General features: G+C 49.1%; 25 protein-coding genes. 11 read left to right on the top strand and 14 right to left on the bottom strand.

Annotation, left to right across the window (positions count from 1 at the left end):
- Window positions 1-193 precede the first annotated feature (193 nt).
- Window positions 194-2,404 carry a S9 family peptidase gene (locus tag AC4BAN_RS14170; RefSeq protein ID WP_490565064.1) on the bottom strand — a complete coding sequence of 737 codons (2,211 nt, stop codon included), beginning with the start codon at window positions 2,402-2,404 and terminating at the stop codon, window positions 194-196.
- A 147-nt stretch (window positions 2,405-2,551) separates the two neighbouring features.
- Between AC4BAN_RS14170 and AC4BAN_RS14165 the strand changes: the two genes are divergently transcribed.
- From AC4BAN_RS14165 to AC4BAN_RS14150, 4 genes are all read left to right on the top strand, one after another.
- Window positions 2,552-2,806, top strand: coding sequence for an acyl-CoA-binding protein (locus AC4BAN_RS14165; protein WP_490565063.1), 255 nt, complete (start codon window positions 2,552-2,554; stop codon window positions 2,804-2,806).
- A gap of 431 nt (window positions 2,807-3,237) precedes the next feature.
- Window positions 3,238-3,621 (top strand): hypothetical protein, encoded by a 384-nt coding sequence (locus tag AC4BAN_RS14160; protein WP_490565062.1) that lies wholly within the window; start codon window positions 3,238-3,240, stop codon window positions 3,619-3,621.
- Between the two features lie 462 nt (window positions 3,622-4,083).
- Window positions 4,084-7,056, top strand: coding sequence for a SusC/RagA family TonB-linked outer membrane protein (locus AC4BAN_RS14155; RefSeq protein ID WP_490565061.1), 2,973 nt, complete (start codon window positions 4,084-4,086; stop codon window positions 7,054-7,056).
- Window positions 7,057-7,112: 56 nt separating this feature from the next.
- On the top strand, window positions 7,113-8,426 hold the full coding sequence (locus AC4BAN_RS14150) for a RagB/SusD family nutrient uptake outer membrane protein (protein ID WP_490565060.1): 1,314 nt from the start codon (window positions 7,113-7,115) through the stop codon (window positions 8,424-8,426).
- 55 nt (window positions 8,427-8,481) lie between these two features.
- Here AC4BAN_RS14150 and AC4BAN_RS14145 read toward each other — a convergent pair whose 3' ends face one another.
- From AC4BAN_RS14145 to AC4BAN_RS14130, 4 genes are all read right to left on the bottom strand, one after another.
- Window positions 8,482-8,922: a putative signal transducing protein gene (locus AC4BAN_RS14145; protein ID WP_490565059.1), complete on the bottom strand. Its 441-nt coding sequence runs from the start codon at window positions 8,920-8,922 to the stop codon at window positions 8,482-8,484.
- Window positions 8,923-8,931: 9 nt separating this feature from the next.
- The gene (locus tag AC4BAN_RS14140; protein WP_490565058.1) at window positions 8,932-9,153 is read right to left on the bottom strand and encodes a CDGSH iron-sulfur domain-containing protein; all 222 of its coding nucleotides are present in this window, start codon (window positions 9,151-9,153) and stop codon (window positions 8,932-8,934) included.
- Window positions 9,154-9,284: 131 nt separating this feature from the next.
- The gene (locus tag AC4BAN_RS14135) at window positions 9,285-10,088 is read right to left on the bottom strand and encodes a hypothetical protein (RefSeq protein WP_490565057.1); all 804 of its coding nucleotides are present in this window, start codon (window positions 10,086-10,088) and stop codon (window positions 9,285-9,287) included.
- Between the two features lie 282 nt (window positions 10,089-10,370).
- Window positions 10,371-12,812, bottom strand: a complete 2,442-nt coding sequence (locus AC4BAN_RS14130) for a GAF domain-containing protein (RefSeq protein ID WP_490565056.1) — start codon at window positions 12,810-12,812, stop codon at window positions 10,371-10,373.
- Between the two features lie 279 nt (window positions 12,813-13,091).
- On the opposite strand from AC4BAN_RS14130, the gene AC4BAN_RS14125 reads away from it, so the two are divergent.
- On the top strand, window positions 13,092-13,718 hold the full coding sequence (locus AC4BAN_RS14125; RefSeq protein ID WP_490565055.1) for a hypothetical protein: 627 nt from the start codon (window positions 13,092-13,094) through the stop codon (window positions 13,716-13,718).
- A gap of 54 nt (window positions 13,719-13,772) precedes the next feature.
- Here the strand turns inward: AC4BAN_RS14125 and AC4BAN_RS14120 are convergent, their stop codons facing one another.
- Window positions 13,773-13,949 (bottom strand): hypothetical protein, encoded by a 177-nt coding sequence (locus tag AC4BAN_RS14120; protein ID WP_490565054.1) that lies wholly within the window; start codon window positions 13,947-13,949, stop codon window positions 13,773-13,775.
- Window positions 13,950-14,143: 194 nt separating this feature from the next.
- Here AC4BAN_RS14120 and AC4BAN_RS14115 point away from each other — a divergent pair, with 194 nt between their 5' ends.
- From AC4BAN_RS14115 to AC4BAN_RS14105, 3 genes are all read left to right on the top strand, one after another.
- On the top strand, window positions 14,144-14,758 hold the full coding sequence (locus tag AC4BAN_RS14115) for a deoxynucleoside kinase (protein ID WP_490565053.1): 615 nt from the start codon (window positions 14,144-14,146) through the stop codon (window positions 14,756-14,758).
- Between the two features lie 194 nt (window positions 14,759-14,952).
- Window positions 14,953-16,608 carry a DUF8614 domain-containing protein gene (locus AC4BAN_RS14110; protein WP_490565052.1) on the top strand — a complete coding sequence of 552 codons (1,656 nt, stop codon included), beginning with the start codon at window positions 14,953-14,955 and terminating at the stop codon, window positions 16,606-16,608.
- 460 nt (window positions 16,609-17,068) lie between these two features.
- Window positions 17,069-17,287, top strand: coding sequence for a hypothetical protein (locus tag AC4BAN_RS14105; protein ID WP_490565051.1), 219 nt, complete (start codon window positions 17,069-17,071; stop codon window positions 17,285-17,287).
- A gap of 71 nt (window positions 17,288-17,358) precedes the next feature.
- Here AC4BAN_RS14105 and AC4BAN_RS14100 read toward each other — a convergent pair whose 3' ends face one another.
- Genes AC4BAN_RS14100 through AC4BAN_RS14090 form a run of 3 tightly spaced genes read right to left on the bottom strand, consistent with a single transcriptional unit; the run spans window position 17,359 to window position 19,411 of the window.
- Window positions 17,359-18,501 (bottom strand): NAD(P)/FAD-dependent oxidoreductase, encoded by a 1,143-nt coding sequence (locus AC4BAN_RS14100; protein WP_490565050.1) that lies wholly within the window; start codon window positions 18,499-18,501, stop codon window positions 17,359-17,361.
- Complete coding sequence (locus AC4BAN_RS14095; RefSeq protein ID WP_490565049.1) at window positions 18,502-18,756, bottom strand: hypothetical protein; 255 nt, start codon at window positions 18,754-18,756, stop codon at window positions 18,502-18,504.
- Window positions 18,740-19,411, bottom strand: coding sequence for an alpha/beta hydrolase (locus AC4BAN_RS14090; protein WP_490565048.1), 672 nt, complete (start codon window positions 19,409-19,411; stop codon window positions 18,740-18,742). The genes AC4BAN_RS14095 and AC4BAN_RS14090 overlap by 17 nt, the downstream gene beginning before the upstream one ends.
- A gap of 332 nt (window positions 19,412-19,743) precedes the next feature.
- On the opposite strand from AC4BAN_RS14090, the gene AC4BAN_RS14085 reads away from it, so the two are divergent.
- On the top strand, window positions 19,744-19,908 hold the full coding sequence (locus AC4BAN_RS14085; RefSeq protein WP_490565047.1) for a hypothetical protein: 165 nt from the start codon (window positions 19,744-19,746) through the stop codon (window positions 19,906-19,908).
- A 47-nt stretch (window positions 19,909-19,955) separates the two neighbouring features.
- Complete coding sequence (locus AC4BAN_RS14080) at window positions 19,956-20,153, top strand: hypothetical protein (protein ID WP_490565046.1); 198 nt, start codon at window positions 19,956-19,958, stop codon at window positions 20,151-20,153.
- 50 nt (window positions 20,154-20,203) lie between these two features.
- Here AC4BAN_RS14080 and AC4BAN_RS14075 read toward each other — a convergent pair whose 3' ends face one another.
- The 5 genes from AC4BAN_RS14075 to AC4BAN_RS14055 all read right to left on the bottom strand — a co-directional run bounded on the left by AC4BAN_RS14075 (window position 20,204) and on the right by AC4BAN_RS14055 (window position 23,363).
- On the bottom strand, window positions 20,204-20,602 hold the full coding sequence (locus AC4BAN_RS14075) for an SPW repeat domain-containing protein (RefSeq protein ID WP_490565045.1): 399 nt from the start codon (window positions 20,600-20,602) through the stop codon (window positions 20,204-20,206).
- Window position 20,603: 1 nt separating this feature from the next.
- The gene (locus tag AC4BAN_RS14070) at window positions 20,604-21,161 is read right to left on the bottom strand and encodes a vitamin K epoxide reductase family protein (protein WP_490565044.1); all 558 of its coding nucleotides are present in this window, start codon (window positions 21,159-21,161) and stop codon (window positions 20,604-20,606) included.
- A gap of 494 nt (window positions 21,162-21,655) precedes the next feature.
- Window positions 21,656-22,126 (bottom strand): hypothetical protein, encoded by a 471-nt coding sequence (locus AC4BAN_RS14065; protein ID WP_490565043.1) that lies wholly within the window; start codon window positions 22,124-22,126, stop codon window positions 21,656-21,658.
- A 92-nt stretch (window positions 22,127-22,218) separates the two neighbouring features.
- Entirely contained in the window at window positions 22,219-22,581 is a 363-nt protein-coding gene (locus AC4BAN_RS14060; protein WP_490565042.1) for a Rieske (2Fe-2S) protein, read from the bottom strand.
- An 86-nt stretch (window positions 22,582-22,667) separates the two neighbouring features.
- The gene (locus AC4BAN_RS14055) at window positions 22,668-23,363 is read right to left on the bottom strand and encodes a hypothetical protein (protein WP_490565041.1); all 696 of its coding nucleotides are present in this window, start codon (window positions 23,361-23,363) and stop codon (window positions 22,668-22,670) included.
- 448 nt (window positions 23,364-23,811) lie between these two features.
- Between AC4BAN_RS14055 and AC4BAN_RS14050 the strand changes: the two genes are divergently transcribed.
- Complete coding sequence (locus AC4BAN_RS14050) at window positions 23,812-26,355, top strand: PIG-L deacetylase family protein (protein WP_490565040.1); 2,544 nt, start codon at window positions 23,812-23,814, stop codon at window positions 26,353-26,355.
- The last annotated feature ends 72 nt before the right edge of the window (window positions 26,356-26,427 follow it).

Here is a 26,427-nt window from a genome sequence, read left to right as displayed (position 1 = left end):
ATGCTCATCTGTTCAATCTTTTAGCCTGTAAAGACAACAAACAAAAGAAGCATATAAGTCAGGGAACAAAAAAACAGCCCCCATACAAAAAATGGTCGGAATTTCTTCCGACCACTCCTGGTTTTGGCCCCTCTCTTTTTATAAAACTGCAACAGGCGGTTCCCCCTGTTTAAACAGGTACAATGCTTCAGTGCTACTGCGGGTTTTGCTCCAGGAGTTTCAGCAGGAAAGCGTACTCCAGGGCAGTTTCTTTGTAGCGCTCAAATCGGCCGGAGGCGCCGCCGTGGCCTGCTTTCATGTTTGTGTGGAGCAGCAGCAGGTTATCGTCCGTTTTCATGTCGCGTAGCTTGGCTACCCATTTGGCAGGCTCCCAATACTGCACCTGCGAATCGTGTAGGCCGGTGGTTACGAGCATGTTCGGGTATTTTTTGGCCTCCACATTGTCATAAGGAGAGTAGGACAGCATGTAATCATAAGCCGGCTTCTCGGCAGGGTTGCCCCACTCATCAAACTCACCCGTTGTTAACGGAATGCTGGTGTCCAGCATGGTTGTCACCACATCCACAAATGGTACAGCCGCAATTACCCCCTTGTATAGGTCCGGACGCATGTTCACCACAGCGCCCATGAGCAAACCTCCTGCGCTGCCACCCATGGCAAACAGCTTGTCCGGGTTGGTGTAGCCCTGGGCGATCAGGTATTCGGAGGCGTCCACAAAGTCAGTGAAGGTGTTTTTCTTCTTCATCATTTTGCCTTCCTCGTACCATTTGCGTCCCATTTCCTGACCACCTCTAATATGGGCGATGGCATATACAAAACCACGGTCCAGCAGGCTGAGGCGTACCGAACTAAAGCCGGGATTGGTGCTGTATCCATAGGAACCGTAGGCGTACTGCAGGGTAGGGTTGTTGCCGTCCAGCTTTATACCTTTTTTGTAAACCAGCGAAATCGGAATTTTGGTGCCGTCTTTGGCGGTAGCGTAAATGCGCTTGGCTTCGTAGTTCTCCGGGTTAAAGTCACCTACAACCTCCTGGCGTTTTTTCAGCTCCTGCTGCCTGGTGGCCATGTTATAATCGTAGGTAGTGTTCGGGGTGGTCAGCGAGCTGTACTCGTAGCGCAGGGTCTTGCTGTCGAAGTCCGGGTTGGTGCTGATGTTGGCCGTGTAGGCTTCCTCATCGAAGTTGATGTAGTAGTCGGTTTTAGGGTCGTTCCACTTCTTTATCCGGATCTGGGCAAGGCCGTTCTTGCGCTCCTGCAGGGCCAGGTAATCCTTAAATATCTCGATACCCTCCAGCAATACGTCCTCGCGGTGCGGGATCACATCTTTCCAGTTGGCTTTGCCCGGTTTGCTGACAGGGGTCTGCATCAGCTTAAAGTTTGTGGCGCCGTCCTTGTTTGTCACGATATAGAACTTATCGCCAAAATGGTCCACGCTGTACTCCAGGCCCCGCTCACGTGGCTGAATTACCTTAAAAGTGCCGTTCGGGTTATTCGCGTCCAGGTACCTGTACTCGTTAGAAAGTGTGGAGCCCGACCCGATGATAATGTATTTGTCGGACTTGGTTTTGTATACATAGGTGCCAAATGTTTCGTCGGCCTCGTGGTAAACTTCCTTGTCCTGTGAGGAGGGGGTGCCCAGGGTATGCTTAAAGATTTTGTAAGAGCGCAGTGCCGGGTCTTTCATGGTGTAGTATACCGTTTTGTTGTCGTTGGCCCAAACAGCGCTTCCGGTCGTGTTCATGATCCTGTCGGGTAATAATTGCCCTGTGCTCAGGTCCTTGAACCGAATGGTATACTTGCGGCGGCTCACTGTGTCTTCGCCGAAGGCCAGTAAGTTATTGTTGGGGCTCACGTTCATGCCGGCTGCCGCATAATAGGTTTGTCCCTCGGCGCGTTCGTTTGCGTTCACCATTATCTCTTCGGGGGCGGTGAGGGTTCCTTTTTTACGGGCATAGATCGGGTATTCCTTTCCTTCCTCGAAGCGGGTGTAATACCAGTAGCCATCATCCTTGAAAGGAACCGACGCATCGTTTTGCTTGATGCGGCCCACGATCTCCTGATACAGTTCTTGCTGCAGCTCTTCGGTATCGGCGAGCACTTTTTCGGTATAGTCGTTTTCGGCGTTCAGGTACGAAATGACTTCCGGGTCTTCGCGCTGGTTCATCCAGTAGTAATTGTCGGTTCTGGTATCGCCGTGCATGGTGAGCTCCTTTGCTACTTTTTTAGCAACCGGTGGCTGCGGAAGCGCGGAGTTTGTGGGTTCTGCAGTAGCTACGGTAGCAGTCTGTTCTGCGGTAGTAGTGCCGGTATCAGCTGTTTTGCTAGAACTACAGCTTGTGGCCAGCAGCAGCGGCACTGTAACTATGACGGAGGCAAATCCTGTCAGTTTCATTCGTTTTTCCATATGGTTTTATTTTTATACTTGAAAACGCGGACTACATCATCGCAAAGCTAAAATAAGCATTAAATGGGAGAAATAAATTTATAAAAAGTTATGCATGCAGCGTATTGTTTTTTAACTTGATGCATCACCTTTTCACAAACTCAAACTATGGCTACGCAAGAACAATTTGAAAGTGCAGTAGAAAGATCAAAAACTTTAGCAGAGCGTCCTTCTAACGATGTGTTATTACAACTTTACGCCTTGTTTAAACAGGCAACGGAAGGTGACGTGAACACGGAACGCCCGGGAGGATTCGATTTTAAGAACATCGCCAAATGGGACGCCTGGAAAAAGCAGGAAGGCAAGACTGAAGATGAGGCGCGCGATGCATACGTAACGCTGGTGGTGCAACTGGCCGGATAGGCGCGTTAATGAATCTTAAATGGCAGGAAAGCAACGGGTGAAAAGCCTGTTGCTTTTTTTGTGCTTTCGCTTATAACTGCCATCGATTTAGGGGCTTGGTAAAAATGTCTTTGCAAACACTTTTACTACCCTATTTCTTTCGTAGTTCTTTAAACCCTAAACAGCTTCATAGAAAAGAAGCTGTAGGTGCAATAATCAAACTACACAACCAGGCGAGGAGGTATGGAAATGCAAATAAGAATATCTTATATTTTTTATAGAATAGAGCTAAAAAATATATTAATTGTATATGTTATAAAATTATGGCGCAGAACTGTCATTTATTTTGGCCCGGGAAATCTAAATCTTACTTTCTCTGCAGAAAAGTTTTCATTGGAATAGCAGTATCCCACTTAGATCACCTTTTTTGAAACTATTAAAAAATATAAAGTATGAAACCATTAAAATGTATGACTCTGGCCTTGTGCATCCTATCCTTCGTTTCGTCGGGCTGTGAAAAAGAGAATAAGATTCTGGCAACAGAAGTATCGTTGCCAGAAGAGTGCAGATTTGAGCAACGAAAAACGCTGGGAAATCTGAGCGATGAGAAGGGAACTATAACTTTTGTTAAAGACCAAAACCTCTATCTTATTTCCAAAGAGAAGGCTGATAGTTCCATAGCCTTTAGTTCACTGCTGCCATGCAATCTTCCCGAAGATCTTAAAAAGTCTAATCAGAAAATAGTTTTTAGCGGGGAGATAAAAGAAGCATATGCATGGGAAGATTTTGCGGGACAACCTTTTAAGCTTACAAAAATAGCTCCTTCAAACAACTAAACACACCATTCAAGAACTTCAAACTGATCAAAAAACAAACTATTCAGAAGCAGCCGCTCACTAATTTTCTTAAAAACGAAGCGATAAGCATAAGAACTGTTTCGCTCCGCTTTAATAAAGTATAAGACCTGCCTTTGCTGCTTGGCCTGCATTCCTGCATTTTTGCTCCTGTTGCGGCTGTCCTTTGCTTTTCTCAACGCATCGCACGCCCTGGCAGCCTGTCGATTTCTATACCCGTGACCTGTTTTAGAATAGACTTCTTCTTGAGGTATAAATCATGGTTTATCCTTGTTAAAGCTACCTACAGTGCACACAGCCATTTGGCAGAGGTCTTAAAGCCTAAGAATATGTTATAACATCAATTTAATATAAAAAATATTATACAAAATAGATGTTCTCACGTATAAGGGCAATGGTATAAAGCAGCGCCATGGTACTTTCATTCACCATAAACCTTTGATTATGAAAAAAAACTACTCCCTTAGGGTACTCCTCTTCTTAATGATGGTGGTACCCTTTTCTGTTTTTGGGCAAACAACTGTACGGGGTATCGTAACCGATGCAGGCAAGGGCACTCCTTTGCCTGGGGTAAGCGTGGTGGTTGTAGGCACTACACAGGGTACTTCTACCGATGTGAATGGCAGTTACACCATTCAGTTGCCCACCGCTTCGGGCAAGCTCACCTTCTCTTACCTGGGTTATGTTTCGGAAACCTATGATGTGGGGCCGGCTGTGAATGTGCTCAACGTAGAGATGAAAGAGCGGCTTACCAGTTTGAGTGAGGTGGTTATTACAGGTTTGGCTACCACTGTAAAGCGCACCAACGCTGCGAATGCCGTTTCATCGCTCAACACCCGTGAGATTACCGGTATCACAACCCCGCAAACTGTTGATGGGGCCATCAGCGGGAAACTGGTAGGCGCCAACGTGGTGTCTAACTCTGGTGCGCCGGGTGGGGGTATTGCCATGAAGCTAAGGGGCATAACGTCTATTTTCGGAAACGCACAGCCTCTCTTTGTCGTGGACGGCATCATCATAGACAACTCCTCGATTTCGGCTGGCTTGAATGCCATAACGAATGCGGCAGGGGGGGGGAGCTCCTCTAACCAGGACAATGCCTCGAACCGTATTGCGGATCTGAACCCGGCAGACATTGAAAGTATAGAAGTGTTGAAAGGTGCTTCAGCCGCCGCCATCTATGGCTCGTTGGCCTCTGCCGGCGTGGTGCTGATCACAACGAAGCGTGGGGCAGCCGGGAAAACTCTGGTTGATTTCTCGCAGGACATAGGCATCACAACCATCTCTAAAAAGTTAGGGATGCGTACCTTTACCGAAGAACGTGTGCTGAAATCCTTTGGAGCCTCTGCTGTTCCACTTTTTCAGGAGGCACAAAGCCAAAACAGGTTTATTGATTATGAAGAGGAACTGTACGGGAACACCGGCCTGTTGCTAAACTCCCGGCTTAACGTGAGCGGAGGTACTGAAAAGACGCGTTTCTTTGTGGGTGGCCTGATCCAGGATGAGGAAGGCATTGTGAAGCACACAGGTTACGAGAAAAAATCACTGCGCTTTAACCTGGACCACGTGCTCTCAGACAGGTTTGATTTCAGTCTGACCTCTAATTATATCAACTCATCAGCCGACCGCGGCCTGACCAACAACGATAACGCAGGCGTGTCTTTTGGCGTGGCACTTTCATCCACCCCAAGTTTTGTTGACTTGCGGCCCGATGCCAATGGCGTTTATCCGAACAACCCGTTTGCCGCCTCTAATTTCCTGCAAACCCGCGACCTGATCACGAACAATGAATCCACGGATCGCTTTATCGGGGGCATCACCCTGAACACCAAATTGCAAAGCAGCGAGATGAGTAATACCAAACTGGTGATCCGGAGCGGCCTGGACTTCTACAACCTTAGAACGCGGGCCTTTTTCCCCTCCACGCTGCAGTTTCAGTCTAACGGCAACGGTACCAACGGTGCCTCCATCCAGGGCAATACCTTTAACCTGAACACCAACTATGCGGCCTTTGTAGTTAACTACCTGTCGTTGTCGGACAACAACCTGAACCTTACCTCCACAGCAGGGGCCACGCGCGAGAATTTTAACCAGGATAATATCCTAAATGTGGCGACTGAGCTGATCGGGGTGCAGACAAACCTGGACCAATCGGGAGCGGTACAGGTTTCGCAAAACAGGTTGATTGTCAGGAACAAAGGCTTGTTCTTTCAGGAGGAAGCCAACTACAGAGACCAGATCATTGCCACAGCGGGCTTACGACTCGATAAATCTTCTAACAACTCTAACGTTAACGAGTTTCAGACCTTCCCGAAAGCCTCCCTGGCCCTGAACCTGGGTAATTTCGATTTCTGGCAGTGGGAAGCGATCAACTTATTTAAGCTGCGTGTGGCATACGGCGAGTCGGGCGGTTTTCCGCCTTTCGGGGCCAAGTATACTTCGTTTACACCGTTTAACATTGGCGGCGAGCCGGGCCTGATTCCAGCCACCCAGCAGGGTAACAGCGACATTAAGCAGGAGCGGCAAAAAGAACTGGAGGCCGGGCTGGATTTTGCACTGTTAGACAACAAGGTAATCTTTGAAGGAACCGTGTACAAGAAAACTGTAGAGGACCTGATCCTGTTCCGAAACATTGCGGGTTCCTCTGGCTTCTCGACACAGGTAGTGAATGGCGGTGAGCTGCAAAACAAGGGTTTAGAGCTGGCCGTTACCGTAATACCCGTAGAAAGCCCAAATTTTAAGTGGAACTCACGCATCAGCTACTGGTTAAACCGCTCAGAGATCACGAAGCTAAACGACGATGTGCCGCCTTTCCCATTAGGTGCTTTCGGTACAACGCTCGGCACCTTTTTTATTGAAGAAGGCGAGTCTGCCACACAAATTGTAGGCATTCGGGGTGATGAGGGCGTGGTGAAACTGGGCGATGCCAGCCCGGACTTCCAGATGAACTTCCACAACTTTATCACCGTGAAGCAGAACTTCACCTTCTCCTTTTTACTGCACTGGAAAAAGGGTGGCGAGAATATTAACCTGACAGAGCTGTTAACGGATTTAGGCGGAACCTCCCCTGACTTTGACGATGATGACAACGGAGACGGGGTAACCAATGCGCAGGAGCGAATTAATGCCCTGGGCGTTTCTGCCGAGTCTTTTGTGCAGGACGCCTCTTACCTGCGTTTGCGTGAGGTGGGCATGTACTACTCCCTTCCGCAACCTGCCTTACGCAGTATTTTTGGCACCTTGGTGCGGGAGTTAAAGGTTGGGGTGTCGGCCAACAATGTTTTCGTGATCACCGATTACCGCAGCTATGACCCTGAGGTATCTAACTTTGGGGCCAACGGACTCTCCACGGGAGTGGATGTAACCCCCTTCCCAGCCTCCAGGAGAATGTTCTTCCACTTTATGATCGGCTTCTAACTTTAATTAACTGAGATATGAAGAATAACCTAACTATAACAAGATGTAAGCAGGTAATGAGTGTACTAGCGCTGGCACTGTTCCTGCCTGCCTGCGAAATTGATAATATCCCGGATCCCAACAACTCCACTATCGAGTCAGTACTGGAGAATGCATCCAGAGCCGACCTTAATAATCTAGTGGTGGGTACCGAGGCTGCCATGCGCATTGACATCGGTACTTATTACGACGACGTAGGTGTGGTTGGGCGCGAGCACTACCGCTTTTCAGGGGCAGACCCGCGTTTTACTTCCGATCTGTTAGGAGCCGGGAGCGCGACCCTGGATAACAACACCTTCTACACCACACGTCCGTGGAATGCCCGCTACCGTGCCGTGAAGAACGCCAATATCCTGATCGCTGCAGTAAACAACACCTCGCAGGTTTCTGATGAGGTAAAGCAGGGGTACCTGGGGTTTGCAAAAACCATTAAAGCGCACCAGCTGCTCATGAACCTGACCCTAATGAACGAGAACGGAATACGCATTGATGTGGAAGACCCGAATAACCTGGGTCCTATTGTGAGTCGCGAAGTAGCTTTAACCGCTATATCCGGTTTACTGGATGAGGCACAGGTTCATCTGCAAAACGCCGGGAACAGTCTGGCGTTCCCACTGTCAAGCGGCTTTAATGGTTTGATCAGTAACCCGGCTGTTGGCCTGGTGCCATCAGACTTTTTGAAGTTTAACCGGGCACTCGCTGCCCGCGTGGCGGTGTACAGAAATGATTTTAATGCGGCGCTCACTTTCCTGGACAATTCATTTTTTGAGCTTACTAAAAATTTCGACAAAGGGGTTTATTATGTTTTCAGCAACGGACCCGGAGACATACTCAACCCCTTGTTTTTTGCTCCAAATGCGGCAGGGGAGATCCGCCTGGCCCACCCGAGTTTTGTAACGGATGCCACCCCGGGAGATGACCGCTTGTCAAAAGTTTCGTTGCGTACTACGGCGGCTACGCAAAGTGGCTTAACCAGTCAGTACGATGTGGCAGTTTACAAAACAAACCAGGATCCAGTGCCGATCATCCGGAACGAGGAGTTGATCCTGATCTATGCGGAGGCTAAGATTCAAACAGGAGACTTGCCTGCGGCAGTTACTGCGCTCAATTTGATCCGGACGGGCCATGGCCTGCAACCCTATGCAGGGCCGGTAACGATGGATGCGCTGATCACAGAGATGCTACGCCAAAGGCGCTATTCCCTGTTCTTTGAAGGCCACCGCTGGATTGATCTGCGTCGCTACAACAGGCTGGACCAATTACCGATTGACCGGGTGGGTGACGATGTGTTCACCAGCTTCCCAATTCCATTCAATGAGGGAGGGGCTTAAAAAAAGCAAGTAGAGAAAAGTAGTTAAATAGAAGAGGGGCTTTTCAGCCCCTCTTCTATTTAGATTTCCATCGGTATCCGCAGTTGTAGCAGGTATGTTTCCTGCTCAGGAAAGGCAGCGGGAAACCAAGCAGCAGAAAGCTGATGGAAAAAACAGTTTTGTTGAATTTCTCTTCCGCCACATTGTCGGAGGCGCAGGCCGGGCAGGTGATTACTTCGGGGTGGTCCTGCACTGGCGGGGCCAGTTCAATGGTGTCGTAGTCGAACAGGGTATTGCCGTCCTGAATGCTGGAAAGTATGGTACGTGCTTCCAGCACGTCGTTCTCCGTCACTTTCAGCTTCACGCCGCCAATGGCCACAGAATAAAAGGGCTGCGCGCCTATAATGTTCTCATCGCCTAAAAAACACAGAATTCCATCCGCTTCCAGACGCCCTTTTGCTATGTGGGCCTCTGTCGGGTTATTGAATGCGGCAATAGTTATCAGGCGCTCCCCCATGCAGGATAATTATTTTTTAGGAGGAAGGTCAAAAGCCTCCGCTTCATGCTCAAAGTGGCCTTTGTGGGAGCCATCGCAGAAAGGCTTGTTGGCCGATAAGCCGCAGCGGCAGATAGACACCAGCTCGCGGCCGCCTAAACCGTATACATTTCCGTTTTTGTCTACAATCTCAAAGTCGCCTTCTACACGCAGAGAACCATTGTTATTTACCGTAAGCTTCGTTTTTGCCATCTTATATTCTATTAAGTATTAACAAATATACTGAAATTAAAGCATTGGTGCGTGCGGGCAGCCAGCAGAAACTCCGGAAAACAAAACAGGCACCCCGAAAGGTGCCTGTTAAACCAATGTGCTGTGAATGCTTATTTGCTATACACGTAGTTGAATGTTTCGCGGTCGCCGTTTGGTTTTGTAACCGTTTGGCTCACCGGGTATCCATTTTGATCATACTGGTAAGAATACGCATACTTGTATGTTTTTTTGCTGCCATTCACGCTGGTGGAAGCAGCAAGCAAGTTGTTCGGGCTGCTGGCAGTGCCGGGCTCCGCAAACTCATAAAATGGGTTGTGGCTGGCATCAAACGAGAAAGTAGTGGTAGAGAAAAGCTTCTCCTGCCCTTTATCGTCAATTACAAACTGCTGCTCTTGCGTAAAGTTGCCGTTTGGCAGCACCTCATAGGTCGTAAACGACTTGGCTACGCCAGCTGCATCAGCAGATTGCGTGCCTTCAAATACTGTTTTCTTTGCTAGCTTGTTGTCTGAGGTGTACTCGAACTTGTTGTAGGAATTATACTCTACTTTACCGCCGTTAAAGTAAGCGGTGGTGGTGGTGGTTAACAGCCCTTTGTCGTTGTACACAAAAGCTTGCTCTGCTAATACAGCATGGTTGCTGCCTGCGTGTGTGGTGGCTTTGATCAGCTTGCCTTTAGCGTCGCGGGTAAACCTCTCGAAGCTCTCTAACTTGCCCGTTGCCTTGTCGAAATGATTCACCTGGCTAAGTTGTTTCCCTGCAAAATTAAAAGACGACACCTCCGAAGAGTCTGCCAGGATCTGTGAAATAGCGCCTTGCTCAAATTCCGGCTCCAACGATTCCTGCTCCTTTTTATCACAAGAGCTAAAGGCTACCACGCCAAACATCAGCATGGCAGGTAAAAATTTGTTTTTCAATCTCATTTGGCTAAATGTTGAAAAGTTTAAAAAATACAACCTAACAGCCACCTGCTGCTGGTAGGTTGATGTGAAAACGGAGATAGGGGAAGAATAATTGCACTTTGTGAAAAAAAATTAACTGTATGCTAGGGTTGAATTTTAAAAGACAGGGGGTTGTATCCAAATAAAAATTTGAGATTCAGGTGTTTAAGCTTGTAGGTGAAGGGGGTTGAAAAGTTTAAAAAAAAATATTTTATACAAGAATATAGGACTAAATATATTTTAAAGCCTTGTATTGTGTTAATTTAGACTTGCACTTTTAGCGATGTTTAACAACTCATCACCGGCATCTATGTCGTGGCGCAGCTGATCCGAAAAGTTAACCGCAATCCGCAAAGCCTTCAGGCCCTGTACGCCCTGCAGTTCTTCCAGCTCTAATCGCTCTACATGCTTGGCAATGTAGCCCTCAGACTGCAGAAACTCAATGTAACGCATGTATTCTTCCGCCTCCTTTTGTTGCGTATACACTATGGCGATCTTGCCGGGTTGTGTCAGGCGTTCTTCCGTTCCGCGCACCAGCGCCTTATCAATCCGTTTTTTGATGATCTCGTAGCGGATGTTATTTGCGCCTTCCACATCAAACTTTTTCTCATCCAGCCTGAAACGAATAGAGATCGGGTCGCTGTGGATAAGTATCAGCTGCGTTATTTCGAGGGGCAGTTTTAAGTTGGCCCTGAGTTTCTGGATGCGTCGCGCCACTTCACAGGTTAGCATTAGTTGCCACAGACGCATGTTACGCAGGTAAATTGTTTCAAAGTTGCCGTTGTTCAGTAAACTGGCACCAATGTAGATGTTATACTCCAGGCCATCGGTTTTATACTTTTCAAAGTAGTGCGGAAAGGTCTGCTGGGCTTTCTCTTCTTCGCGGTCCAGGAAGGAAGAGATGGTTTCGTTGATCAGGTATAGGCTTTCCTCGTAGGCTTTGCGCTTGTTGTACACCACCTTGTAAGGGTTATTAATGGCAGAACGGTATGCGTCGATAGCGAGGGAGGCAGCCGGATTTTTCTTGCTGAAATGCTCGAACAGGGGCTCTACCTCATGGCGCAGGAAGCTCAGGATAATTCCTTCATCATCAGAGGCCAGCTCATGCATAATGTTTTGTGAGAACTTATCTATTTTATAGATCAGCTCATCCAGAATTGGGAGTGGCAGGCTATCCTTAACAGCCAGTATGACTTCTTTGGCCAGTACTAACTGCTCCAGCAAATCGCCCTGAATTGCCTTGTTACGCTCTGTTGCAGAGCCTCTTATGTCGGAGGCACCATAGAGCGGGTAAATGTCCCTGAAAACAATGGGTTCTATCTCTGGTGCAGCGCTGCGCTCCATCTTCTCTAGAAGGTTGATAGCAGCCTGGGTAAAACGCCACTCCACGATCGGGTGTATGGCGGTATATTTCTCTTTGATCACATTTTGAATACTGCTGCGCAACTCATCCAGGCTTCTGTTCATGGCCAGCGCAAAAAGGGGCAGCACCTCCTTCAGCTTGATGGTGGACAACGCATTCAGTTCTCCCGGAATAGGGGAGGCCAGCTCCATCAGGCCGATGGTTTTGCCCTCATACTCAAGCGGGGCAATGATGAGATTGCGTATGCCTGCCTCCAGCAACTGGTCTTCTATCTGGGTAGGGTTCGGAAAAACCTTCAGGTCCTCTACCACAATGGTATGTCCTCTTCGGATAACAGGCTCGTAAATGGAGCCCCTTAAATCGGCCAGGCGCAGGTCGGAGTTGTGGGTCAGGATAAGCCCGTTCCATATTTTGCGGGCATACGTGGTGTCGAACTCGCGCATGGCAGGGCAAGAAGCGAAACCCAGGCGGATTCCCGGCAGCTCGAAGAGCACCCGTAGTTTTTGCTGCAAACTCTCAAACCCCTCCTCCGTAGACACCGAGTCGCGGTCCAGCAGTTCAAAGCGCAGCGAGGAGATGGTTTCTTCGTTGGTGACTTCCGTGAAGTCGTAAATGGCAAAACCAGAGAACTCGAAGTTTTCCGGGGGCAGCTTCTCCATCCACAGGTCCAGGTTGTTGTAGCGGTTGATCAGAAAATTGATCTCCTGTGCTTTCAGCTTTTTTAGCTCACCCTTGGCCTTTACCTGCATAAACTTCAGGTCGATGCTGAGCTTGTAGTGGCGCTCCAGGTTCGTGAACTTGTCTTTGATCGTAAATATGAAAGGCTCGTCGACGGTGAAGTTTGCGTTGTAAAATTTATCCAGGATGATGGTGTAGGCAGACAGGGTAAGCCGGAACAGGAGCGTTTTGTTATCCAGGTTAAGTTTCTCAGAATAGTTGTTGCCCCCCAGCAGCTTTAATTCTTCCAGGCGTGGGGTGGCATAAAAACTTTCGAAGTGAAAAGGAACCACTACCGCTTTCAGGTCATTCTCCCAAAGAGCGCCCGGAAAAATGTCCTCCATCAAAATATCGATCGTTTCGATGTGCTCCTCGATCAGCGACACATCCTTAATGGAGCCGATCAGTTCGGGCCGCTTACGCAATAAGTCAGCTAACTCCAGCACCCGGGCCACATTACAGCTCGGGTCGGTTTCAACCTTGTCTTCCCAATAGGAAATAAGCGGAGCAAGACTCAATGCGGTTTCGAATGGAAATTCATCCACACTCAGAATAATCTCGTCGTTGTTGGTGATGGAAACGACAGATTCGTGGAAGCTGCCTTTGTGGTGTTTGTTCATACGGGTCTTTAGGCTTTTGCAGGCAACAGGAATAAGCGTCCTGTGTATAGCAGCATGTAAGCGCGCCTGGTTTTCTTAAGCCTATAAACGTAACTTATCCCCAAAAGATAACGAAGGTCGGATTAAGTAAGTATTAAGTTTTTGATATTCTGTTGATTAGGTAAAGGTTCAATGGTTTATACTTTTATTTTCCTGCACTAAATATCTTTGTGGCACAATATTTATAAGAAGTATCGTTGTTGAGCTATGTTAGGATGCCTTAAGATGAAACTAAAAAAGATGAGAAAATGGGCGCTTGCCCTGGCTTTAACCGGGGTAACACTCGGAGCACAGGCACAGGCAGATGCACCCGTGGAGAGGAACCTGGCCGCCTTTCGAGCCTGGGTGCAGCGCACCTCCGCCCAGGCAGACAGCACCATGAAGCGCGAATGGCCTACCGTTAAAAAAGAGTACAAGGAGCTGACCTACTCACTTGATCAGAACACCAAAAGCATGACAGAAAGCTCGCGGCAAGAGTATGCCGACATGAAACAACGCTACAAGGAGTGGGAGGAGCGCAATGAAACCCGAAAGGAAGTATACCTGGAGGGAAAGGAACTGGAGCGTTGGGAGCGTACCCTGACCGGAACCACGCACATTGGCAGAATAAAACCGGCTGCGCTACGCGATGCCTTTGCGCAGGCCATAGCGCATACCCGCCAGGACAGGCGCAACTGGAGCCTGCGTGACTGGGACTATGCAGAGTTTGTGCTAGGTGAATTGCAGACGCGCAAAACAGAAGTGCTGGATAGGTTAAATAACGGCGATAAAATCAAAATAGCAGCCCTCCAGGTGGAGTTCGTTACGCTTAAGAAGAGCCGAGAGGCCAGGGATGCCTATCAGGAGATGCGGGAAGAGAAAAAGTAAAGTATACTTTAAGCAGAAATCCCCGGTAACCTGATGGCTGCCGGGGATTTGTGTTTATATGGCGTTCTGGCCTTTTGTTCCGCCAGATTGGTCTTCGTTTTCATTACGCCCCTGGTCCGGACTCTTATTCTGTTTCTGATCGGTAAGGTGGCGATTCTCTTTTACATCGTTCTTGTCCCGGGCTTCGGGCTTGCTCTGCTTGTTGCGGTCTTGGTTGTGTCCTTTTGTCATAGCTTGGTTTAGTTAATGGTTACTTGTTTGTACGGGGCGTTGGTAATGGGGTTAAATGAATCAGCGAAAAGGCGCCTTTGCCGGGGGCAGTGCCTTGTGGATAACTGGTGGGGAAGTTCTTAGGCAAGCGTCACCTGTTTGTGTTAAAAAAAGCTATTTTTGTAACCGGCTTTTACTAAAAACCTCTTATCACCATGCACATTGCAATTGTAGGCAATATTGGCGCTGGCAAAACAACCCTTGCCACCAAGCTTTCGCAACACTTTAAGTGGGACCTGTACCTGGAAGCGGTAGAGAACAACCCGTACTTAAAGGATTTTTATGACGACATGGAGCGTTGGTCCTTCCACCTGCAGGTATACTTCCTGAACAGCCGTTTTAACCAGGTGCAGGAGATCAAAGCCAATGGGAAGAGCGTGATCCAGGACCGAACCATTTACGAAGACGCGCACATTTTTGCAAAGAACCTGCAGCAGTCAGGTTTAATGAGCACCCGGGACTATGAAAACTACCTGTCCCTGTTTGAGTCGATGATCAAAATGGTGAAAGCCCCTGATCTGATGATCTACCTAAAAGCCGACCTGCCTAAGCTGATCGGGCAGATAGAAAAGCGTAACCGGGATTATGAGAACAACATCCGGATCGATTACCTGCGTAACCTGAATGAGCATTACAATACCTGGATGAGCAACTACGATCAGGGAAAACTGCTTGTGATTGATGTAAATAACATGGATTTTGTCGCCAACCCCGAGGATCTGGGCTTAATTATAGAGAAGGTGCAAGCCGAACTGTTCGGACTGTTTTAATTTTCGAGCAGTTTAACTGAAAGCTATTTGCCCCTACATATGTGTGGCTAAACATCACTAAAACTGATCATAGAAAGAGATGAGGTCCTTGTGGGCTTCATCTCTTTTTTTGTTAGGGCTGCGCTTAAAAGGCGTTCTGCTTTCACTCCAGCCCAAATTTTACTACCTTCAATGCCTGAACCAAACTAACCAAAATGAAATCACGCCATATTCTTTTTGCCTCGGCACTAGCGGCAGCCTCGTTTGGCTGCACCACTACCACAACAGAGGGTGAAACCTCCACTACCGCTGTCCAAACTGACGATACCTTGCAACAGAAACTCGACATGTACACCACTGTGCGGTTAACGGCGGATGTAAGCAGCTTAAGCGCGAATGAGAAAAAGATGATCCCGCTACTGATTGAGGCCGGCGACATTATGAACAAGCTGTTCTGGTACGAGGCCTACGGCCAGCGCGACTCGCTGCTGGCAACCCTGGATAGCGAAGCTACAAAACGCTTCGTGCAGATAAACTATGGCCCCTGGGATCGGCTGAACAACAATGAGCCCTTTATTGCAGGGGTAGGACCCAAGCCGGATGCGGCAAACTTTTACCCGGTCAATATGACGAAGGAAGAGTTTGAGCAGGCCAACCTGAAGGATAAAGCCAGCCAGTATACGTTCCTGCTGCGCGATGCCAGTGGCAAACTGATCACGGTGCCCTACCATGTGCAGTTTAAGGATGAGGTGAAGCGCGCTTCGGACCTTTTAAAGCAGGCTGCGAGTTTAGCGGATGATGCTGGACTGAAGAAATACCTGAACCTGCGTGCCGAAGCCCTTTTAACAGACAATTACCAGCCCAGCGACCTGGCCTGGATGGATATGAAGAACAACAGGGTGGATGTGGTGATCGGCCCCATTGAAACCTATGAGGATAAGTTGTTCGGCTATAAAGCGGCGCACGAGGCCTACGTGTTGATAAAGGACATGGAGTGGAGCGAGCGCCTGGCCAAGTATGCGGCCTTTCTGCCTGAACTGCAACGCGGCTTGCCTGTGCCTGCCAAGTATAAAACAGAAACCCCCGGCACCGATTCTGACCTGAACGCTTACGATGTGGTGTTTTACGCCGGCGACAGCAACGCGGGCAGCAAAACGATTGCCATTAACCTGCCAAACGACGAAGAAGTGCAGCTGAAGAAAGGCACCCGCCGTTTGCAGCTTAAAAATGCGATGCGCGCCAAGTTCGACAAGATCATGGTGCCCATTGCGGAGGAGCTGATCGTGGATGACCAGCAGCAGCACGTAACCTTCGACGCCTTCTTTGCCAACACCATGTTTCATGAGGTGGCGCACGGACTCGGCGTGAAGAATACCGTGAACGGGAAAGGCACGGTTCGCGAGGCACTTAAAGAGCATGCATCTGCCCTGGAAGAGGGAAAGGCAGATATCCTGGGCTTATACATGATCACGCAGTTACATGAGAAAGGCGAAATAGAAGGAAACCTGGAAGATTATTATACTACCTTCCTGGCGGGTATTTTCCGCTCGGTGCGTTTCGGGGCAGCCAGTGCCCACGGCAAGGCGAACATGGTGCGCTTCAACTTCTTTAAAGACAACGGGGCATTTCAGCGCGATGAGCAGACAGGCAAATACAGGGTGGATTATGCCAAAATGCGTGCGGCCATGAACAAGCTGTCGGAAAAGATACTGACGCTGCAGGGCGAGGGGGACTACGCCGGTGTAGGAGATTTGTTGAATCAGCAGGGCCAGGTAAGCCCTACCTTGCAGGCCGACCTGGATCGTTTGTCTAAAGCTAATATCCCGGTAGACATCGTGTTTGAGCAGGGGGCCGATGTGCTCGGGTTGTAAGCCTGTTTAGGAAATTACTAAAATTAGAATCTATATGGTTGTTCAGGCATAAGTTCGTCAAGCCAGGAGTTAACAATTGTGGTAGTTAAACTTGCGGCCAGGCAGCCAGTTTCGCAAAGGTGTTTTGCTTACGCCGGAGGCTTTACTGAAGCTGCTGCTACGATGCTGGAAAGAGTTGGACTTGACCTAAAATTAATATTGAACTCATGGCTAGTCGGCTGATAGTTATATGATTACCCTCATGAGCAGTTAAATAATTTAAAACATTTTTTCATTAGTAAACCAGCCATTCCCTTACGGGGTGGTTGGTTTTTTTTTTAGTTAAGGGAAAGTGGAGATAGGATACCAGGGAAGATTGCAAAAAGTCCGAAAACCTAGGGTTTGGTAAGGGAGTATGATTAATCTTGCGGAATTGATTATAAATCAGTTGTTTAACCTATATTATACTTTTAAACCAACCATGAGAGATTTTTTTGAATTTAACAGGAACAGCCCCGAAGAAAGATTGGAGCGAAATAAATTATATCCGGAACTATCGCGTTTTCACATTGCATTGCGCGAAGAGATGGGGGAGGATGAGTATCAGGCCTATTACCGTGCCGAAGAAGCAGAAACGAAAAACCGCAACGTGATATTATACCAAAATACCAATCAATGGATTCAAAACCTGCCCGGGTAATGCCTTGGGGCAATTACAACTAACAAGGCAAGCAGTATCTCTGTTTGCCTTGTTAGTTACTGCTCATAGCCTTATACGTGCTCTAATACCAGGTTTGCGCCTTCTTCACCTACCAAAGATCCGATGGCCACCCCCATGCCGCCCATGCGCACCGCACAGCTAACCCGCTCCGATACGTGCCTGACAAGCGTAGTTTTTTCACTGCCTACACCCATTATGCCGCTCCAGCGGTGCGCTACCTCAAAGGGCGTGTCCGGAAGAATAACCTGGTGAAGTAACTCCTCCAGCTTTTGCTGCACAAGTTCCGTGAGACCAAGCACAGTAGTTTGTTCTGTTACGAAATCGAGGTTTCGGCCCCCGCCGAACAGCACCCTGTTGCCGATGTTCCGGAAATAATAATAGCCGCAATCGTAATGGAAAGTACCTTTTATTTTTAGCTTGTCGATAGGTTTGGTGATAAGCACCTGCGCCCTGGCGGGCACAACAGAAAGGCCGGGTATCAGTTTGGCTGCGAAGCCATTGGTGGCTACCAGTGCGGCTTTGGCTCGCAACGTGACGCCTTGTTGTGTGGTGGCTGTTATGCCGGTGCTCTCGTCATGCAGCTGCAGTATTTCCAGCCCGTTCAGCACCAGTACACCCATGGCCTGCGCTTTCTGGGTGAGCGCCAGGATCATCTTGCCGGTGTCGATCTGCCCTTCGGCAGTGCTCTCTAGCAAATGGGCAACCTGCCGGAACCCAAAATCAGGAATTTTGCCGTCAGCCTCGCGAAAAACGGCAGGCTCGCCCGTAATGCCCTGCAGCTGTTTGTTTAGATAAGGCAGCTTGTCCAGGCAGGAGTGGTACAGTTCGGCCTGGGTACTCTGGAAAAGCTCATACCCGCCCCAACGGTGGAAGTCGATGGTGATGTCTCCGAGGCGCTGCCGCAAGCGTTCCAAGCCCTTCCAGCGACGCTCTACTAACTTAAACACCTCGTCTTCGGAATGGTGCGCCAAGTCATCAAGCAGCTCTGACGGGCTTCCGAAGCAGGCAAAGCCGGCATTCTTGGAGCTAGCCCCCGTGGGCAGTAAGCCGCGCTCTGCAACCACCACCTTCAAACCGGGCTGGGCACTTTTTAGGTGCAAAGCAGCGCTGAGCCCTACAATGCCGCTGCCAATAATCAGGGCATCTATGTGGCCAAAGTATGTTTCTTTCTCCCAGAAGCTGAATTCCATCATCTAGTTATCGTGGCGGATATAATCGTGGGTGTAATGGCGTGCTGTCTGTTCGTCGAGCATCTCAAAATGGGTCAGCATGATCTCGCGTTCGCCGCTGTTCAGGCCCCTTACAAAAAGCCCTTCAGGTGTTTCGTAAACCGAATAATTATGCCTGCCGAAAGGATAGAGGTTGTTGCTTTTTAAGGTGGTGGCGTGTGTGAGGTCAACCTGCTGTCCGCTGGCCGTGTTCACGATAAATTTATTCTTGTTCGTCATGGGTGCAATCTAATAAAATCCTGCTTAAAATTTGGCTGATCTCCTCGGCCCGGTGTAACACCATCAGGTGCTCCCCCTTGCTTATCTTTATAATGTCTGGCCTGTCGTGGAGCGGCAGCACCAGGTCAGCGGTGCCGTGTATCTGTAGCATGTTGTCAGGAAGCGTATTCTGTGGCCAGTCGAGTAACCGGCCCAACGACCAGCGCAAATACTTTTCGTGTATCCTAAAGAAAACTGATTTCAGCATGCGCCTTTCGTAAGGAGTATGGGCCCCAAAAATGAAGGGCGCCACCGGGTAGGTGTTCTGGAGCAATTTGAAAGGGAGATACCTGTACAGCAGGGTCTTGCCTGCCAGTCGGTAGTACCAGGGCAGGTCCTGGCGAATGGCCAGGCTCGAAATAAGAATTATTTTACGTACAGGTATAAGCTTGGCAATTTCAACTGCCACCGGCCCTCCAAACGAATACCCGACAAGTATGGGTTCAGGGTGCTGGATCTGGGGCAAAAGCCGTTGGGCATAGGCCGTCAGCGATTCCTGCACGTCCAGCGGCTCAATCCATTTTATTTGAAACTGGGGCAGGTGCTCAGGCAATTTTAGAAACTGGAACATGCGCCAGTCGGCCCCCAGCCCGCTAATAAAGTATACCGTGTTCATAGCACTGTACCTACGGATAATGAGGCAAAGGTATAGGCGCCGCTGTAATTTACCCTTCTCCAAACAGCGTACAGGATACAGCTTTCCATACTTTGAGGGCCTTTTTTCATGTCATTTAGTCCTTTTTAATGCTTTCAGCACAGTTTTTTTATGCCCGAAAGATAGATAAAACAGGATTATGCCGTTTATCAGATCTTTTGAGCTGTTCGCGGATAATTTTAAGCAGTTGGTATAAAACAGTAGTAATTAGTGTAACAGTACCTTGCATTACAAAGTACTATAGAGTAAGTTTGTTACATCAATAAATCATTAACCACTAAATAATTACCGTCATGAAAATTATCATCTTATTATTCGCCATTATGTTCGGTTTCGGAGCAACAGTTAAAAAATCCGCTGACGATAGCAAGGAGCTTCAGGCAAGAAAGGAATTAAACGAGTATAAAAACTACCCTAACTTATTGCCGGAAGTAGAAATTGTTGCTGAGAAGCTTTAAGAGACTCCTAAACGAAAAAAAGTTTAATCATCAAAAAATATAAAGCTATGAAAATTTTAGTGTTGTTATTCGCCGCTTTCCTGGGTTTCGGTTTGGCAAGTCAGGAGGCCGTATGTGTACATGCACCCGAAAAATTAATCGCGAATGCAGATCAGGTCTCCAGCTATCAAGCTCCTGTTCTGGATGTGGTTTTAGACACAGTAGAAATTACAGTGCATGCGCCGCGCACTGTAGCAGGTTTGTAACCAGGTCATGCTGAACTTATCTTTCGAGCAGAAGGCAGGCAGTAAAGAAATCATGCCGTATCGTCAGCATAGTCCTGTCTCGTGCGCGCCTCCCGGGCATGGAGTGAATCTGAGTGCCAGAGGGCTTTCCAGCCGCCACCGTAGCTTCCGCTAATTTTACCCTTTACCAGTGCCAGACCTAATACCAGCACTCCCACCGCCATGTCGTTAACAATGGCCGTTGTATCGGAATATCCCAGCACCCAGGGAGCCAGGAGCAGCCAGGCCGCTAGCGGCAAGTTGTAGAGCCTGACCACACGCGTGGGTTCCCACCAGGAGATGACGGCGAACGAAGCTATAACCGGCCCCACGATATGATCATTGTCCGCGATGCTACCCCCGAAGCCAAAGATGCCCGGAGAAGCCATTAACCATATACCCAGTATAGCGTTTATTATTTGTGCCCACATGTTATTTCACTTTTTCTTGTACACTCCTATAACCCCAGAATGCTTTCCAGGTTGATACATCTGAATCTTTTACGCGCTTCATGTATTGCAGGCTGGCCAGCATCTCATCCATGGCCGGGCCAATCATTACAATAGAGATGGCTGCAGAGCAAAGACAAAGGGTACACCAGGCATCATATAACACAGGCTGCAGGATGACGAGCAGGATACTGATAAAGCCTAAAGGCCCGACGGCCAACCCGAACATGATCACGATCCAGGGCATGGTACGCCACCTGCGGGTGCCTCCAACAGCTCCGGTAACGGCATCCAGCAAATAGCCTATGGCGCCAAGGGCGGCATCTGGTATGGGAAGCAGCCTCGATGTGGCAGAGGTGAGGATTTCCGTGCTCCCGTTTCCAAAAAAAGGATCCCAGACATGGGGGAAAACATGCAGCTGGAAAAGCGCCAGGTAACTGGCAATGGCCACACCTACCAAGGCAAGCAGTACAATGGGGATGCGCTGCGACCAGGTGGCAGGGTTATAACTCCAGCCGGGTGGGATGCCTTCTTCTGTCATAAACTTTATTTTATCCTGAAATAAGACCTTTCGAATTTATGAGAAGTAGTACGGCTATTGCTAGCTTGCGTTCAGATGCAGGCGTTTAGCGAGTGTGAAACCACTTTTTTTGTTGAGATATATCCTCTTAAATTAGGTAACCCAAGTTGCGCTCTTTAAGATACTCTGACGGTGTAAACCCACCCCTACCCCTCCGAGGAGGGGAATCGTTCCCGGTTTTTGAAGTCATGCTGTAGCAAAGGTGGCATTAAATTAGGGTGCTATTCTGTGAATTCGTCTGCACATGGATCCATGATCGGTGCTTAGTCTTTATCAAAGTATAATGGCAGCGTAATCAAAGTAGAAGGGCAGCGTGATTCCCCTCCTCGGAGGGGTAGGGGGTGGGTTAATCGCAAGGCAGGTTTTATGATATGCGTTTTTTGTACTTCTTCCTTGTGGGAGAAGACCAGAGGAGGTTTTGACGTTAGCAGGAAAAGCAAGTGCGCAAAATCGTGCTAGTCACAAACCTTGGCGTGCACCGGGCAGGTAGTAAGCCAATGCAAGGCTTCTTTTTTGCTAATGAAGTTTTGGATTTCAAGGTTATGCTCCAGGCGCAGGTAAAGGTCTCGGGCAGACAGCTTACTAAACATATTGTGCGAGTAAACATGCGCAAAGCAGCGGAGCCCGGCTTCCCGGGCTTTGGGTAGCCATTCGTACTCAAGCCAGTCATTGGCCTCCTCCCAGTCCCCGCTTGCCTCCAGCTTGTCGTTCAATAAACGTTGGTTAGAGTGTTTATGCATCAGGTCTAGGTATACCTTAGCACCCGTTATCACGTTGTCAGCTGTGATGTGGCCAAACCACTTAGCCTCGATGTAGGCTTTTTTGTAAGTAAACATCAGGTACACTACACCGTCAGGGTGCTTTAGCAGAATTGGGTGCGGCCAGATGGTGATCAGTTCACGGAATTCTTGATAGTATATTTCCATCACACGGGGCTTTAAAACGACTAAAGCAGTGAAACGCCTGCAGGCTGTATACGTGCTTTTCGTTTGAATGTGGGTGCGAGGGAAGAAGAATTTTACGCCTTAGGCGAGCAGATTTGGATACCGATATATACGCCGTCGTCGCGTAATTCTACGGGGTGTAGCAAAGCATTGCGTGTGCGATACGAACATTCGCGGCCATTGGTAAGGTTAAACCGGTAACTGTGCCAGGGGCAAATCACCTCGTTCAGGTAATTGGTGGTGCCCCGGCTAAGCGAATAACCCAGGTGCGGGCAGGCATCATCCAACGCAAAGAAACCTGTGGGGGTGTGAGCGAAGCAGACAGCGCGCCCCTCCAGTTCAAGCCGAACCAGTTTTCGGAGGGGTACCTGCTCTTTGGCTTCTGCTATAGATCCGAATACCCGATGCCATACATGTGTTGGTTGCGTATCAGACATATGAATAGAACTTTTATAAAGCCTTATCGCTTCCAAACGTTGTTTAACGCTCTCGCAGGCTTGTATCTACCGATTCAGGTATACGGCTACGCTACCCGAAGGATCTTTTCAGCCATTACAGCATTTCGTATACTTTCTTCCGCCTTGTAATGGGAAAGGTAATCGCCACGCTTGGAAACATGCGTGCGCGACTCCTGTATCAGCACCACCTTAGCGCGCTTGCCAACTGTTATGATGCCGATGCCACGGCGCTGGCAAAGCTTCAATAAAAAACTGGCCAGGCTGTTATTCCGGAAGTTCAGACTGCTGGTAGAGATGCCCAGCCATTTTTCATTAGATTTATGTTTCTTCAGCTCGTCCACCAGGCGCTGCACCTTGCGCTTCAGCAGGTTCTTCTCAGCAAAGGAATGAACAAAATACCCCATCAACGCTATTACAAAAGGAAGCACCCACAAGGCAAAAATATTCTCAGTTTGGGCCATGAACAGAAACGTAGTAACCAGCAGCACCAAGGGTGTAAAATACCGCACCTTGCTCAAGCCATTCTTCTTGTAGTTAGTTAGTAAAGTGGCCAGCTCCTGTGTATGCTTGTAAGTAACAGAAGCCAGGAACACAGAACTGTCCCTATCTCTAAAGGCTAAAAGGCCATCCACCAATTCACCGCTTTTAGTTTTATCAGCTTTACTGATCAACACATTCTTCGCACCTTGCTGCGAGGTGTAATAGTTCTGCAGGAATTCAAATGCAAAGTCCTCTATTCTACTTTCTTGAGAGCTGGACATAAATACTAAACGTGAAGTTTTATCCTTATAAAGCCAACAGTGAAGTTACAGGAAAAATCATCGACTCATGTAATAAGTGATAAGTGCTCCGGTTCAAACCAGGCCAAATAAGCATATGAAGTATAAAAATACAGAATTTTCTTAATAGGCTACAAATATACTGTTTATTGAATATAAATGCAATCTATTACAATAATAATCATGCAAAGCAGGGCTGGAAAGGCCTCATAATTCTTTTTACACCACGAAATAATAATTAATAGCGCGGCATTATACCTGGGTGGGGTTGAAGGCTTCTTCAGGCCCGGCTTTTACTGTTTGTCATTTCAAGAAGGCTTTCTGTCAGAAAGGAGAGCGTCAATGAAGGCAATCCGGCTTGATTTTTTTAGCTTTACATACAGCTGTGTAATTGACTGCTGTATCGAGCTGTAAAGAGAAGAAATATTCTATGAAAAGATTTGCTTTATGGATGTGGTGCCTGTTGATGCCAGTTCTGCTATTGCTGCAGACCGGAACCTTACAGGCCCAGTCGCCTGCTAAAACGTCGTCGGCTAAACTATTACAGGACCTTAAAAAGCTGAACGTGCTGGGCTCTGTGCTGTATGTGGCTGCCCATCCGGATGATGAGAATACCCGCCTGATTGCCTTCATGGCTAACGAAAAGCTCTACAACACCGGTTACCTATCTGTAACCCGGGGCGATGGCGGGCAGAACCTGGTGGGGCCGGAGATACGCGAGGGCCTGGGTATTATCAGAACGCAGGAGTTGCTGCAGGCACGCCGGACAGATGGCGGGCACCAGTTCTTTACCCGGGCCAACGACTTTGGCTATTCTAAAAATGCTGAAGAAACCTTCACCATCTGGGACAAACAGAAAGCCCTGGCGGATATGGTGTGGGTGATCCGGAAGTTCAGGCCCGATGTCATGATCACGCGCTTCCCACCCGACGAACGAGCGGGCCATGGGCAGCATACAGCCTCGGCCATATTGGCCGAAGAGGCCTTCTCGGCGGCTGCCGACCCCAAGCGCTTTCCGGAACAGCTCAGGTATGTGGCGGTGTGGCAGCCCAAAAGGATGTTCTGGAACACCGGCGTTTGGTCGTTTGGGAGCCAGGCTGAATTTGAAAAATATGCGGATAAATTACTGAAACTGGATGTGGGCGTGTATAATCCCCTGCTCGGCAAATCGTATGGAGAGATAGCCGCCGAAAGCCGCAGCATGCACAAAAGCCAAGGGTTTGGGGCCTCGGCCTCCAGGGGCACTTCGCCTGAGTATTTCCAGTTCACCAAAGGCGAACCGGCCACCAACGACCTGTTCGAGCACATTAACACCACCTGGAGCCGCGTAAAAGGCGGGGATAAAGTAGAGAAACTCATCAGCCAGGCCATTGCCGCTTATAAACCCGCTGATCCGGCGGCGGTTGTACCCACCCTGTTGGCAGCAAAGAAAGCGCTGGACAAACTACCCGACAGCTACTGGAAGCGCGTGAAGCAGGAAGCGCTCCTGGACGTGATCCAAAATGCCATGGGCTTATACCTCGAGGCCACTGCCGCAGATTTCGCGGCGGCCCCGGGCCAGGCAGTGCGCGTACAGGTCGAGGCGATCAACCGGTCTGCTGTGCCGGTTAGCCTGCAAAGTGTTACCTATGGCTTTGCTTCACAGGATACCAGCCTCAACAAGCAACTGAGAAACAATGAATCGCTTACTTTTAGCAAAACAGTTACCCTACCAGCCGACATGCCGGTCTCCCAGCCGTACTGGCTGTTTCAGCCCGGTACGCTGGGCATGTTCGCCATCCCGGATCAGCAACTAGTCGGGATGCCCGAGAATGCCCCCGCCGCACAGGTTAACTTTCACCTGCTGGTGGCAGGTGAGCCGCTTCAAGTAAAGGTGCCCGTGGTGTACAAGCACACCGATCCGGTAGAGGGCGAGGTATACCGGCCTTTTGTTATCACGCCTCCCGTGTTTGTGAACATCTCGGAGCAGGTGTACATGTTTGCTGATCAGAAACCCAAGCAGGTACAGGCGCGGATAAAAGCTGGAAAAGCAAACATAGCTGGTTCTGTAATGCTGCAAATGCCGGCAGGCTGGCGCTCCGAGCCGGCCTCGCTTGCTTTTAAGCTGGCAACCAAGGGCGCCGAGCAAAACATGGCCTTTACAGTTTATCCGCCGCAGGGGCAACAGGAGGCAGAGCTTCAAGCCATTGTGACGCTCGAAGGCCGCCAGTATTTGCAGGGCCTGAAGGAGATCAGCTACAGCCATATCCCTGCGCAGGCTACTTTCCCGGTAGCCACGGCCAAAATTGTGAAGCTAGACCTCAAAAAGCAGGGGCAGAAGGTGGGTTATGTGATGGGTGCCGGAGATGATGTGCCCGCCAGTTTGCAGCAGATCGGCTTTGACGTAACCCTGCTGAAAAACGAGGACATGCGCCTGAGCTACCTGCAACTGTTCGACGCGGTTATTCTGGGCGTGCGCGCCTACAACACCGTAGAGCGCCTGAAATATCAGCAGCCCGTTTTAATGGAGTATGTCAAGCAGGGGGGCAACCTGATCGTGCAGTACAATACCAACCACAGCCTGGTGGTGGACAATGTGGGCCCTTACCCGCTCAAGCTCTCCCGCGACCGGGTAACAGTAGAAGATGCTGCAGTGCGCCTGCTTCAGCCTGAACACCCCGTGCTGAACACGCCGAATAAAATCACCTCAAAGGATTTTGAAGGTTGGGTGCAGGAACGCGGCTTGTACTTCCCTAACGAGTGGAGCAAGGAGTACGAGGCCATTCTTTCCTCCAACGACCCCGGCGAACCTGCCCGTGACGGCGGCCTGCTGGTGGCAAAGTATGGAAAAGGAAACTACATCTATACAGGCTACTCGTGGTTCAGGGAGCTGCCAGCCGGAGTGCCCGGCGCCTACCGCCTGTTTGCCAATATGATCTCTTTGGGAAAACAAGATGGGGCCACAAGCGGAAAAGGCCGAGATGCCGTGAATTAACCTGTATGCTTCATTTTCAGGACCAGCTGACGGGGCGTAAGCTGGCTAAAAGCAGGAGGTGCTTTTCTCAAC

It is taken from the genome of Pontibacter sp. GD13 (genome assembly GCF_058216355.1).
This window is presented reverse-complemented; position numbering and strand designations above follow the sequence as displayed.